This is a genomic window from Pseudomonas sp. KH_027 (assembly GCF_057838565.1).
Genome location: NZ_CM174470.1, coordinates 4,096,795 through 4,109,420 on the forward strand (window position 1 = coordinate 4,096,795; position 12,626 = coordinate 4,109,420).

Annotated in this window: 12 protein-coding genes; 4 read left to right on the forward strand and 8 right to left on the reverse strand. The window is 62.6% G+C overall.

Features of this window, described 5'->3' with window-relative positions:
• Window position 1 precedes the first annotated feature (1 nt).
• The 5 genes from AC3IYG_RS19120 to AC3IYG_RS19140 form a co-directional block, all read right to left on the reverse strand.
• Window positions 2–1,840: an amidohydrolase gene (locus AC3IYG_RS19120; protein WP_489313961.1), complete on the reverse strand. Its 1,839-nt coding sequence runs from the start codon at window positions 1,838–1,840 to the stop codon at window positions 2–4.
• 134 nt (window positions 1,841–1,974) lie between these two features.
• Window positions 1,975–2,559, reverse strand: coding sequence for an antibiotic biosynthesis monooxygenase (locus AC3IYG_RS19125; RefSeq protein ID WP_489311089.1), 585 nt, complete (start codon window positions 2,557–2,559; stop codon window positions 1,975–1,977).
• Window positions 2,560–2,700: 141 nt separating this feature from the next.
• On the reverse strand, window positions 2,701–3,114 hold the full coding sequence (locus tag AC3IYG_RS19130; protein WP_489311090.1) for a DoxX family protein: 414 nt from the start codon (window positions 3,112–3,114) through the stop codon (window positions 2,701–2,703).
• A 77-nt stretch (window positions 3,115–3,191) separates the two neighbouring features.
• Window positions 3,192–3,845, reverse strand: coding sequence for a hydrolase (locus AC3IYG_RS19135; RefSeq protein ID WP_489311091.1), 654 nt, complete (start codon window positions 3,843–3,845; stop codon window positions 3,192–3,194).
• Between the two features lie 141 nt (window positions 3,846–3,986).
• Entirely contained in the window at window positions 3,987–4,985 is a 999-nt protein-coding gene (locus AC3IYG_RS19140) for a helix-turn-helix domain-containing protein (RefSeq protein ID WP_489311092.1), read from the reverse strand.
• 389 nt (window positions 4,986–5,374) lie between these two features.
• On the opposite strand from AC3IYG_RS19140, the gene AC3IYG_RS19145 reads away from it, so the two are divergent.
• The 4 genes from AC3IYG_RS19145 to AC3IYG_RS19160 all read left to right on the forward strand — a co-directional run bounded on the left by AC3IYG_RS19145 (window position 5,375) and on the right by AC3IYG_RS19160 (window position 9,128).
• Window positions 5,375–6,292, forward strand: a complete 918-nt coding sequence (locus tag AC3IYG_RS19145; RefSeq protein ID WP_489311093.1) for a LysR substrate-binding domain-containing protein — start codon at window positions 5,375–5,377, stop codon at window positions 6,290–6,292.
• 316 nt (window positions 6,293–6,608) lie between these two features.
• Complete coding sequence (locus tag AC3IYG_RS19150; protein ID WP_489311094.1) at window positions 6,609–7,847, forward strand: TIGR03862 family flavoprotein; 1,239 nt, start codon at window positions 6,609–6,611, stop codon at window positions 7,845–7,847.
• Between the two features lie 224 nt (window positions 7,848–8,071).
• The gene (locus AC3IYG_RS19155; RefSeq protein ID WP_489311095.1) at window positions 8,072–8,680 is read left to right on the forward strand and encodes a GNAT family N-acetyltransferase; all 609 of its coding nucleotides are present in this window, start codon (window positions 8,072–8,074) and stop codon (window positions 8,678–8,680) included.
• 88 nt (window positions 8,681–8,768) lie between these two features.
• Window positions 8,769–9,128 (forward strand): VOC family protein, encoded by a 360-nt coding sequence (locus AC3IYG_RS19160; RefSeq protein ID WP_489311096.1) that lies wholly within the window; start codon window positions 8,769–8,771, stop codon window positions 9,126–9,128.
• A gap of 176 nt (window positions 9,129–9,304) precedes the next feature.
• Here the strand turns inward: AC3IYG_RS19160 and AC3IYG_RS19165 are convergent, their stop codons facing one another.
• From AC3IYG_RS19165 to AC3IYG_RS19175, 3 genes are read right to left on the reverse strand one after another with little or no spacing between them, the layout of a single operon-like run.
• Window positions 9,305–10,777, reverse strand: a complete 1,473-nt coding sequence (locus tag AC3IYG_RS19165; protein ID WP_489311097.1) for an aldehyde dehydrogenase family protein — start codon at window positions 10,775–10,777, stop codon at window positions 9,305–9,307.
• A gap of 11 nt (window positions 10,778–10,788) precedes the next feature.
• Window positions 10,789–11,604 carry an ABC transporter permease gene (locus tag AC3IYG_RS19170; protein ID WP_489311098.1) on the reverse strand — a complete coding sequence of 272 codons (816 nt, stop codon included), beginning with the start codon at window positions 11,602–11,604 and terminating at the stop codon, window positions 10,789–10,791.
• A gap of 1 nt (window position 11,605) precedes the next feature.
• Window positions 11,606–12,517 (reverse strand): ABC transporter permease, encoded by a 912-nt coding sequence (locus tag AC3IYG_RS19175; RefSeq protein WP_489311099.1) that lies wholly within the window; start codon window positions 12,515–12,517, stop codon window positions 11,606–11,608.
• Window positions 12,518–12,626 lie beyond the last annotated feature (109 nt).

The window sequence follows — 12,626 nt, forward strand, 5'->3', positions numbered from 1 at the left end:
CTCAGAAGGCGAAGCAGGAGCAACCGAAGGCGCCCCAGAAGCCCTGGTAATCGCTTACCGGCGCCGAGGACAAGCGCGCCCGCTCATGGCTGTGCGAATGCACCGCGCAGGGGCCTGAACACTGGTGAACCTGAGCCTGCAGCGGCGAACCGGGCCGCCAGTGCCCCGGCACCTTGACTACCGGCGACCAGTCCGGCATCACCGGCACACTGGGTGGCGCCAGCGTGTCGAACTCACCGGTGGCATGCACGACCTTGCCATTGACCACCGTCAGCAGCGATTCGATCCACTTGATCGCCTCGTCCTCGACGCTGAAAAAGTCGGCCGAGAGCGCCACCAGGTCCGCTAGTTGGCCGACCTTGATCTGGCCCTTCTTGCCCTGCTCGGCAGAGAACCAGGCGCTGCCGTGGGTGAACAACTCCAGTGCGGTTTCCCGTGGCAGACCTTGCGGATAAAGCTCCAGGCCGCCCACGGTGCGCCCACTGACCAACCAGTACAGCGAGGTCCAGGGGTTGTAGCTGGACACCCGGGTGGCATCGGTGCCGGCGCCGACTGGAATGCCTTCGGCCAGCATGCGCTTGATCGGCGGCGTGCTTTCGGCGGCCTTGGCACCGTAGCGGTCGACGAAGTACTCGCCTTGGAAGGCCATGCGGTCCTGGATGGCGATGCCGCCGTTCAGGGCACGGACCCGCTCGATATTCTTCGGACTGATGGTTTCCGCGTGGTCGAAGAACCACGGCAAGCCATTGAACGGGATGTCGCGATTGACCCGCTCGAACACGTCGAGCATGCGCGAGATGGATTCGTCGTAGGTTGCGTGCAGACGGAACGGCCAGCGCTGCTCCACCAAGTGCCGCACCACCGGCTCCAACTCCTGCTCCATGGTTTGCGGCAGGTCCGGGCGCGGTTCGAGGAAGTCTTCGAAATCAGCAGCGGAGAAGGTGAGCATCTCCCCTGCCCCGTTATGCCGCAGGAAGTCGTCGCCCTGCCCGTACTTCAGCGTGCCGGTCCAGTTCTTGAAATCAGCCAGCTCCTCTTTGGGCTTCTGGGTGAAGAGGTTGTAGGCGATGCGCACGGTCAACTGGTCGGCTTTGGCCAACTGCTGGATCACCGCATAGTCATCCGGGTAGTTCTGGTAACCGCCACCGGCATCGATGGCGCTGGTAACCCCTAATCTGTTCAGCTCACGCATGAACTGGCGAGTCGAGTTGACCTGGTATTCCAGAGGCAACTTCGGCCCCTTGGCCAGGGTCGAGTAGAGAATCATCGCGTTGGGCCGTGCCACCAGCATGCCGGTCGGCTCGCCATTGGCATCCTTCTGGATTTCCCCGCCCGGCGGGTTCGGCGTGTCGCGGGTGTAGCCGACCACTTTGAGCGCGGCGCGGTTGAGCAGCGCCCGGTCATACAGGTGGAGCACGAAAACCGGGGTATCGGGCGCCGCCTTGTTCAACTCGTCGAGGGTCGGCAGGCGCTTTTCGGCGAACTGGAACTCATTCCAGCCGCCGACCACCCGCACCCATTGCGGCGCGGGGGTGCGCTCGGCCTGGTCCTTGAGCATGCGCAGGGCATCGGCCAGCGACGGCACGCCTTCCCAGCGCAGTTCCAGATTGTAATTGAGACCGCCGCGAATCAGGTGCAGGTGCGAGTCGTTGAGCCCGGGGATCACCGTGCGCCGCTTGAGGTCGATCACTGTCGTCGCGCTGCCGCGCAAGGCCATGGCCTCGGCATCGCTGCCGACGGCGACGAAACGTCCGTCTTTGATCGCCACGGCGGTGGCTTGGGGCTTTCCCCGGTCGACTGTGTGCAGGCGGCCGTTATGCAGAATCAGATCGGCGTTCATCTTGTCCCCTGAAGTGGTGGCGTAGGCGGAACCGGCGAAAGGCAGCGCGGACCACAGTGCGCCAGCGGCGCCGAGCAGCGAACTGGCGGCGAGGAAGTGGCGACGGCTGTCGTCGGATGGGTCTTTGCTCATGGTTACTCCTCGTTCTGCGGGGCGTTGAGCCAGTTGGCGAACCAGCGGGTCACACGCGGCATGAACAGATAAACGACCAGCAGCACGATGCTCAGGGTGATGAGCACGTTGCTGGGCACATAGCCCCCTAGCCAGGGCACCTTGGCAAACAGCGGTTGCCACGCCAGCGGCACCAGCAGGCTCAGCGGCAGAATCACCAGAAAGGTCACGCAGGCCTGCTTCCAACGTGCTGGCGGCGCGACTGTTGCGGCAGCGGCCGGGGTGGTGAACCAGAACTCGCGCTCGGCATTGACCTCGGTCTGATCGCCGTCGGCGAGTAGCGGCCCGACGTCTTCGACCAGGCGCCGGCGGTCTGCGGAGTCCAGCCAGGCCTGCAACTGGCCGGTGCTGGCGAAGCGCAGCACACAGGTGAACAACGCCAGCCCCAGGCTATGACCACGCATCACGTCGATACCGAGATGGCCGGGGTAGCTGCTGGCCGTGCCAATGGTGCGGCGCAGCCACTGCTCGTACTCCTGGTCCATCCCCGCCTTGACCCGATGGCGCACGATCAGCGTCACCACATCGTCTGCAACCTCAATGGCCATTGCCGGCTCCCTGACGCTGATGGATGAACGACTCCGACCCGGCTTTGCAGTCTCGCCAAAAATGCCGGACAAGAATTGCTTGCACGTGCTGTTCTGGTATTTCCGTGCTCTCGCTTCGCGATAACACAGTAGCCCTGCCGATCACCACGGGTACTTCAGTCGCGGGCGGTTGCCGGGCAGCCGGCTGCTCAGGGCGAGAGCCCCTGGCCCGGAAATCAGCAGCGTGGTGAAGATGATCAGCAGCAACCAGCCAAACTGACCGTCAGCCATGCTCCACTCGGGATGCACGAACAGCAACGAGACTAGCAGCAGAAAGATGATCGGCAAGCAGGCCAGGCGGGTGACGATGCCCAGAATGATCGGCAACGGGCAGAGCACCTCGGCGAAAATCGCCAGGCACAGGGTCAGCCCGGCCCCCAGCCGGAGCGGGTCTTCGATCACCGTCAGCTCATGGCTGAAGTGCATCAGCTTGGGCAGGCCATGCACATGCAGCAGCAAGGCCGAGCCGCTGACTCGGAGAAACAGCAGAGCCCAATCGGTCGAGGTTTTGATCATGCTCACGCATCCAGTCAAGGTGCAGGGCAACGCCCCGTCACGCCCGCATGGGCATGACAGGCATGACGGGACGTCACTCAGTGACCTTCGGAGGCGTTGAACATGGTCTTTGCGTAGATCAGACCAAGTCCGTAAGCCCCGCCGTTGGCAATGGCGGTCTTCACAGTCTGGTCGTAGGTTTCACCGCGTGCCCAGTCGCGCTGCAGTTCCAGCAGGTATTGCAGCGAGGTCATCGGCCGGGCGCCGAGCTGAATCATCCGCTCTATCGCATGTTGGTGCGCTTCATTGGAGACATCGCCGCAGGCATCGGCGATCACATAGACCTCGAAGCCCTGATCGATCGCCGAGAGCGCCGGACCAACGATGCACACCGAGGTCCAGAGGCCCGCCAGGACGATCTTGTTCCTGCCGATGGCGTTGACTTCCACGGCGATGCGCTCGTCCTCCCAGGTATTCATCGAGGTGCGATCGATCACCTTCTGGCCGGGAAATACCGCACTGATTTCGTCGAACATCGGCCCGGAAAAACTCTTCTCCGCGACCGTGGTGAGGATCGCGGGGACCTTGAACTCTTTCGCCGCCTTGGAGATCAGCGCCGCATTGTTGCGTAGCGAAACCGCGTCGATGGACTTGGTCGCGAACGCCATCTGGGACTGGAAGTCGATGAGGATCAGGGTGTGGTTGGTCGGGTCTAGCAGGGTCTTGCCTGGGGCAGCTTTTGCAGTAGCCATGACACTCTCCGAACGGATTGAAGTGCGGTCATGGTGCTGGACGACTGGCGACCCGTACTTGTATGGATGTGCTGGCTTTGAACAATAGTGCTCGATAATTTACTGCCCTCGCTCACAAATCCGCGGTACCGCTGTCTGCCGTCACTCATCGGGGAAGGGAACGAACAGTCTGTCCGAGCGTGTCTCCCGCTTGTACGCGCCTGGCGTGCAGCCCAACTCGCGCCGAAAAAGCCGGGTGAAATGGCTTTGGTCGAAAAAACCAAGCGCGGCGGCGACTTCGGTGATGTTCATCTGCCCATCCATAAGCAGCGTCTTCGCCCGCTCAATGCGCAGTTGGTAGAGGAAGGTGATGGGGCTCTCTCCCGTGCTCTGCCGGAACAGCCTGGCGAAATGGAACCGACTGACTTCCGCCAGCAGCGCCAGCTCTTCGAGGGTAATGCTATTGCTGATGTGCGCATGCATGTACTCGATCACCCGCCCCAGCGCCTGCGCACTCAAACCACGCTTCCAGGGTTGGTAGTGGCTGCCGTGCAGGGTATGGCGCCGCAGCAGATGACTGGCCAGGGCACAGGAAAGCGAACTGACGATGAGGTTCTGATAGTTGTGTGGCGCCTGCGCGAACTCGTTGCTGTAAAACGCACCGATACGCTGAATGAAGGTGTCGCGCACGCCATAGTTGCTCACCAGATTGACCTTGCGTGCATGGGCCATACCCGAGGCCTTGGCCACATCATTCAGCAAATCGGCAGAAACATGGAATATCAGGGCATGGGCCTGTCTCTTCCACTCAAGACGTAGCGAGCGGGACCTGGGGATGATCAATGTCATGCCGGATTTGAATGTGCCGCGGTGAACCTGGCCGTTGTACTCCTGAACCACAGTGCCACCGCCACTCACGCAGAGGATGACGAGATTGTCTTCTTCCTGCATGCAACCGATGCTGGCTTCCTCGCTGAAGACGAAATTTTCGACCGTGACCCCCGGCCAGTTGCGCTCACGGCTGCTTGCGCGCGGGCGAGAGTCGTGTGCTGCCTGCGTCCGATCGGCATGGGCTTTTCTGTTTGTACCTTCAACTTCCATTGATCGACTACGTTGCCCAAGGTGATGGCGGTAACGGCTCGCTGCCGCCTCACACACCATTGGCGTGCCGGCAAGCCGGGACCGTTACCAGAAGGAGAAACGCTACCCGATTGATCGTTGAGGCAGGAGCGTCTCGTCTGAGACGTATCGTTCACAGCCATGAACGATGGCCATCGCATTCAACGCCTTGATATCGAATCGCCGCTATACCGGATGACAGGGAGACGCTCTAAACGCAGCGGCAGTGGCCCGTGGATCTCCGGAGTGAGCGCCATAGCGACAATCTTGCGGCAGCAGGTCGCACGATTACTTGGATGCGTTTGCTCGCTTAGAAGGATCTTGCGAGCAAATAAATGTTGCCCGCGATCCGTCGCGGGCCAGGTTGACAGCCCGGGAGTCGACTGCGAGCGTGTACTGCACAACACGGCAAACGCGCAGAGAGGCCCCGGATGCAGAATCTGAATAACTACCACCTGTTCGTTCAGGTGGTGGAAAAACGCAGCTTCACCGCCGCGGCAAAAGCCCTGGGCCTACCCAAGTCGACCTTGAGCAAACGCATCGCCGAACTCGAATCGATGCTAGGTGTGCGGCTGCTGCAGCGCACATCCCGCAGCTTCGGTGTGACCGAGCTGGGGCAGATTTTCTACCGCAACGCGTTGACCGCGCTGCATGCCGCCAACGAAGCCGCGAACAGCGTCAAACAGCACACCGGCGAGCCATCTGGCACCTTGCGCTTCACGTGCTCAATCGCAATGTCCCAGCTGGCGATGGTCGATATCCTGCCTGGCTTCATGCAGGCCTACCCAAAGGTCTCGGTTGTCCAGCATGCAACCGACAACTTCGTCGACATCATCAACGAAGGTTTCGACGTGGCCATACGCGCCCACACCGAATCGCTCACGGACAGCTCCCTCATCCAGCGCCTGATCATGCCAGCCCCATGGTCGCTGGTGGCCTCCCCCAGCTACCTGGAACGCTATGGCATGCCCGCCGAACCAAGCGACCTGGACAGCCATGCCTGCCTGGTAGCCAGCCATTGCCCAGGGGGAGGACCACTCTCCTGGAAGCTCATGCACTCGAGTGGCGACATGGTGGTTACCCACCTGCAGCCACGCTTGCGAAGCGACGACATGCGCATGCTGAAGAAGGCTGCCGAAGCGGGGCTTGGCATCACTGCCCTGCCCTCCGCGTTGTGTACATCGTCGATAGCGTCCGGGCGATTGCAGTGCGTGCTGCCGGATTGGCGACCAGGCGATGCGACGATTTCGGCACTCGCCCCCACCCGCCTGGGCATGCTCCCCGCAGTGCGGGCCTTCATCGACTACCTGGTCGAACATTTCCCTGGCGCCTTTGCCACGGACCGCTGAGCCCTGGCGATGCAGCGCCGCCGGGACCATCGACCCGGTGGTCTATCACCTGGCTTGCGCGCTGTTACCGACACTGAAGCAGCCCGACGAAGGTGATCAGCTGCATCACCGCGCGGGACAACCATAGCGAGGGCGCCGGCGAGTTGATCGCACTCAACCGCGCCGCTCCCGAGTGCGCTATCCGATGTATCCACGTGTGACACCCATGCCTGCAGAGGGCGGGTTTAACGCCTGCGGCGAAACTGAGTGTGGCGCCCTACAGCCATGCAACCCTCGGGTAGAATGGCCGCACCCCATTGCGACAGCCGCCCTGCCCATGACTGACTCCAGCAACGCCCCTCGTTATCCGGTCGCCATCATCGGCGGCGGCCCCGCGGGCCTGATGGCCGCCGAAGTGCTGGCACTGGCCGGGGTGAAGGTCGAACTGTTCGACGCCATGCCCTCGGTCGGCCGCAAGTTCCTGCTGGCGGGCGTCGGCGGTATGAACATCACCCACTCCGAAGCGCAACCGGCGTTTCTCGCACGCTATGGCGAGCGCCGCGCCGAGCTCGAAGCGCTGCTGACGGACTTCGGTGCAGAGCAATTGCGCGCATGGATTCACGACCTGGGCATCGAGACGTTTATCGGCAGTTCCGGCCGGGTGTTCCCCACCGACATGAAAGCCGCGCCCTTGCTGCGGGCCTGGCTGAAACGCCTGCGCGAACACGGGGTGAACATCCATACCCGCCAACGCTGGCTTGGCTGGCAGGCCGATGGCCGCCTGCGTATCGCCGGGCCCGAAGGCGAGCGCACCATCAACGCTACCACCGTGCTGCTGGCGCTCGGCGGTGGCAGCTGGGCGCGCCTGGGTTCCGATGGCGCCTGGGTGCCGTTGCTGGAACAGCGCGGCGTGCAGTTGGCGCCGCTGCAGTCGAGCAACTGCGGCTTCGAAGTGGCCGGCTGGAGCCCCTGGTTTCTGGAAAAGTTCGCCGGTGCACCGGTCAAATCCACGGCCATTCGCCTGGACCAGGAAAGCCCACGGCTGGGCGAGTTCGTGGTCACCGCCCAGGGCATCGAGGGCAGCCTGGTCTATGCGCTGTCCGCGCCGATTCGCGAGCGCATCAACCAGCAAGGCAGCGCGACCCTCTACCTCGATCTGCTGCCACAGAAAACCCTGGCGCAGGTCGAAGCGCTGTTGCGCAAGCCGCGTGGCAGCAAGTCGCAGAGCAACCACCTGCGCAGCCAACTGGGCCTCGAAGGCGTGCGGGCCGGATTGTTGCGTGAGCTAACCGACGCAACGACCTTCGCCGACCCGACCTTGCTGGCCGCGGCGATCAAGGCATTGCCGTTGACACTGGTGAGCACCCGCCCGCTGGACGAGGCCATCAGCAGCGCCGGCGGCGTGCCGTTCGAGGCGCTGGATCGGCACCTGATGCTCCGTCAGTTGCCGGGGGTATTCTGCGCCGGCGAAATGCTCGACTGGGAAGCGCCCACCGGCGGCTATCTGCTCACCGCCTGCTTCGCCAGCGGCCGTGCCGCCGGGCTGGGTATGCTGCAGTGGTTGCGGCGCAACTGAGCCGACCGCCTGTTGGCGAGTTTGCTCTTTCCAGCTAAAGAACGCTCCGCGCCATTAAGCCAACCCTCTACTCAAGGCCTGTGCTCCCGACGCCCCCCCAGAAGGGCGAGGGAATAAATCGCGCGGGCGCATGCCTGAGTGCGCGGCCTGTCTCAGGCATCTTCGCCAGCAAATAATGGAACCATCGTGCTAGATTTAGCTTTCTCCTTTCGCACGAGAGCACCATGCCCCTCACCTTCCGCCCCGCCCAGCCTGAAGACGCCGAACACGCCGTGCCGCTGATCCATAGCTCCGGCCCGGCGGCGTTCGACTACGTGTTCCGCCATCGGCACAAAGGCTCTGCCCAGGACTTTCTCCGCACCGCCTTTGTCAGTGGCGTGGGCCAGTTCGGCTACCAGCGGCATTGGGTCGGCGAACTGGATGGACGGATAGTCGCGGTCGGCACGGCGTTCAGCGGCGAGGTGAACCTGGGCAATATGCTCACGGTCACCCGGCAGATCTTTGCCTTCTACGGCCCCTGGTCCGCCTGGAGCGTGATCCGCAAGGGGTTGCAGATGGAGCAACTGGTCAAGCCGCCCGCCAAGGATCTGCTTTACCTCGCGCATCTGGGTGTGCAGCCCGGGCTGACCGGACAAGGCATCGGTACGCGCCTGATCGAACACCTGCTGCAACAAGGCCGCGCCCAGGGTTCACGCAAGGCGGCACTGGATGTGTCGGCGGGCAACCCGTTGGCGCAGGCCTTGTACCAGCGTCTGGGTTTCTGCGTGCACGACGAACGCCGCTCCCGCCTGGCCGGCATCGCCGACCACCGCTATATGGAGCGTCCACTCTGAGGTAGCATCGCCAGCGGCCAGGCCCCGACAGAGGCGCCGGCACGCCCGTAGATCAGCCTGTTCAAGTAGCGAACAGGAGCACCCGCGAATGCTGGATACCGTCGAACTCAAGACCTTCGTCCCGGCCAAGGACTATGAACGGTCCAAACGTTTCTACCTCGACCTGGGCTTCAGCCTGGGCTGGAGCTCGGACGAGCTGAGTTATTTCCATCACGGCGACTGCAGCTTTCTGCTGCAGAATTTCTATGTGGCGGAGCTGGCGGACAATTTTATGATGCACCTGCTGGTCAAGGATCTGGATGCCTGGTGGGCACAGGTGCAGGCCGCGAAACTGGTGGAAACATACGGCATCCGCGTGGTCCCGCCCGCCCAACAGCCCTGGGGCATGCGCGACTTCGTGCTGATCGATCCGAGTGGTGTGCTCTGGCGCATCGCGCAGAACACTTAAGCGCATCAAAGAACGATCAAAAGCCCTTCCGTCGTCATTCCCGCGAAGGCGGGAATCCAGCAAAAAGCAGACGCGGAGCGTCTTGGGCTACGTTCCCACGCAGAGCGTTGAAACGATCAAATCCAGTCAATTTCGAGATCACGCACGGGGGGTCGCCTGCGACTCCACGTTGGGCATCACTTCAGATACCAGCCCCAGGGCTCGCTGCCGACGTATTCGGTCACCTGTTTCACTTCAAGATAATTCTCTAACCCCCAGCGCCCCAGTTCGCGACCGATGCCACTGTGTTTCATGCCGCCCCATGGCGCCTGGTTGAAGGTCGGCTGCGAACAGTTGACCCAGACGATGCCGGCGCGCAGCAAGTTGGCGACACGAGCTGCGCGATACGGGTCGGCACTCATCACCGCGCCGGCCAGGCCGAAGCGACTGGCATTGGCCATGCGCACAGCCTCCTCTTCACGCTTGAAGCGTTTGATGCAGAGCAGCGGGCCGAACACTTCTTCGCGCCAGATGATGCTGTTCTCCGCCGGTTCATCGAAGATCGTCGGCTCGATGAAAAAACCGCGATCCAGATGCGCCGGGCGCTTACCACCAGTGAGCAACCGCGCGCCGCTGGCCTTGCCCTGCTCGATGAAACCAATGACCTTGTCGTGCTGGCCCTGGCTGACCAGTGGGCCGAGCTGCACGCCCTGCTCCAGGCCGTGACCGATGTGGATGCTGCGAGTGGCTTCGACCAGTCGCGCAATCAGCCGCGCGGCGATGCCCTCCTGCACCAGCAGACGCGAGGTGGCGCTACAGACCTGTCCCTGGTTCCAGAAGATGCCAAACAGAATCCACTCCACGGCCGCCTCGACATCGGCATCGTCGAAGACGATGAAGGCCGACTTGCCGCCCAGTTCCAGGCTGATGTTTTTTATATCCGCGGCGGCGGCCGACATGATCTTCGCGCCAGTCGGCACGCTGCCAGTGAAAGCCAGTTTGTCCACCATCGGGTGCAAGCTGAGCGGGCCGCCGGCCTCGACGCCGAAGCCGGTAACTACATTCAACACCCCCGCTGGCAGACCGATTTTGTCGGCTGCCGCAGCCAGCTCCAACGCGGTCAGCGGCGTCAGTTCAGAGGGCTTCAACACCACCGTGGCACCCGCAGCCAGCGCAGGAGCGACTTTCCACGAGGCCATCAGCAACGGGTAATTCCACGGGATGATCTGCCCCGCCACACCAACCGGTTCACGGCGAATGCGGCAGCGGAAACGCTCGTCGGGCAGCGCCAGCGGTTCGTCCTGGCGGCTGTCCAGTTCCCGCGCCAGCTCGGCGTAATAACGGAAGCAGCCAATCGCGTCGGCAATATCCCACTGCGCTTCCGGCAACGGCTTGCCATTGTCGAGCACCTCGAGCAGGGCCAGCGCATCCTGGCCACTCTCCAACTCATCCGCCAACGCCTCCAGCCAGCCCGCGCGCTCGGCGCCGCTGGTCTGCCCCCAGCCATGCTCGAAGGCCCGCCGGGCGGCGCGCACAGCATGGTCGATATCTTCTTCGGTGCCCGCCGGCACGCGCTGGATGACGTGTTCGCTGGCGGGGGCGAGCGCATCGAAATAACCACCCAGGTCCGGGCTGACCCACTCGCCATTGATATACAGCTGATCGCGCATAGAGCTCTCCGTCATGGATGCACGCCGGCACGGCGGTTCTGCAGGTAGCGGGAGGTGAACAACAGCGCCAGCGAGGCAATGATGATCACCGTGGATATCGCATTGATCTCCGGCGTCACGCCACGGCGGATCGAGGAGAAAATGTAGATCGGCAGCGTGGTTTCCGAGCCGGCGACAAAGAAGGCGATGATGAAATCGTCGAAGCTGAAGGTGAACGCCAGCAGAAAACCCGCGAGGATCGCCGGAGCGATTTGCGGCAGGACCACCCGCCGAAAAGTCTCCAGCGGCGGCGCATAAAGGTCGGCTGAGGCCTCCAGCAGCGCGTGATCCAGTGCATCGACGCGAGTACGGACGATCACCATCACCAGCGCCATGGTGAACAGCGAGTGCGCTGCAACCACAGTGAAAAACCCCATGCGCAGTTTGGGGATACCCAGATCGAGTGCCGCGAGAAGCGGATTGAACACGTCGAACAGGGTGATGAAGGCAATCAGCGTGGCAATACCGATGACAATGCCCGGCACGATGATCGCGCAATAGGTCAGCGCATCGAACAGCAACCGCACCCGCCCACTGACCCGCTGCAAACCGAACACCGCGAGGGTGCCGAACAGCGTGGCTAGCAACGCCGAGCAAAGTGCGATCAACGCGCTGTTACCCAGCGCTTCCATGATGAACGGATTGCCGAATGCCCTACCGAACCACTGCGTCGAGCAGCATTCGAAGGACAACCCGCTGCGCCCGGCGTTGAAGCTGAACAGCATGATCAGCGCGATTGGCGCATAGAGAAACAGGTAGACCGAGGTCGAATAACTTCTTAGCCACATCTCAAAGCACTCCGTCCGGCTGCTTGCCGCCAAAGCGCGCGACCAGCTTCAGGTAGACGCCGATGATCGCCAGCATCATCAGCACCAAGGTCATCGCCACCGCGCTGCCGAACGGCCAGTTGCGCGATTGCAGGAACAGATCGACCAGCGCGTTGCCGACGAAGAACACCTTGCCGCCGCCAAGGATCGCCGGGATCAGGAACTCGCCCATCAGCAGGATGAACACCAGCATCACCCCGGTAATCACCCCCGGCGCCGAAAGCGGCAGGGTCACCCGGCGGAAGGTTTCGAAGGCGCCCGCACCGAGGTCGGCCGAGGCTTCCAGCAGGCGTTTGTCGAGCTTTTCCAGGCTGACGTAGATCGGGAACACCATCAGCGGCAGGTAGCCGTAGACGATGCCGATCAGCACCGCATAAGGCGTATTGATCAGCCGCACATCCTCCAGGCCAACGCTCGCCAGCAGCGCCGGAATGCCTTTGCCGCTGAGGATGAAAATCCACGCGTAGGTGCGGATAAGAAAGCTGGTCCAGAACGGCACTATCACCAGGGTCAGCAGCAATGAACGGTTGCTACGCACCTTCACCGCCAGGAAATACGCCAGCGGATAGGCCGCCACCAGGCACACCAAGGTGCCCAACGGAGCCAACACCAGGGTATTGGTGAAGGCCTTGGCCCGTGACGCCAGGTTCAGGTAGTTGTCGAGGGTCAGCGCGGCGCTATAGCCGCCGACCGCACTGCGCTCACCAAGGCTGAAGACCAGGATTACCACCAGCGGCATCAGTAACAACAGCAGAAACCACAGGGTCGAGGGCATCAGTAGTAGCCAGGTGATCCGCCGCCCCAGGCTTTCCCCGGCAGCAACTGGCGCAGCAGCACTCGCCGCTTGGAGCGGGGCGCTAACGGCAATATTCATAGGTGAATCCTTACGCATGGCAGCGTTTCTTGAAAACGGGTGGCCTGACCTTGCCCGTAGGAGCGCACCTGCTCGCGAATGCGTTGCCAGCCTGTTCGCGAGCAGGCTC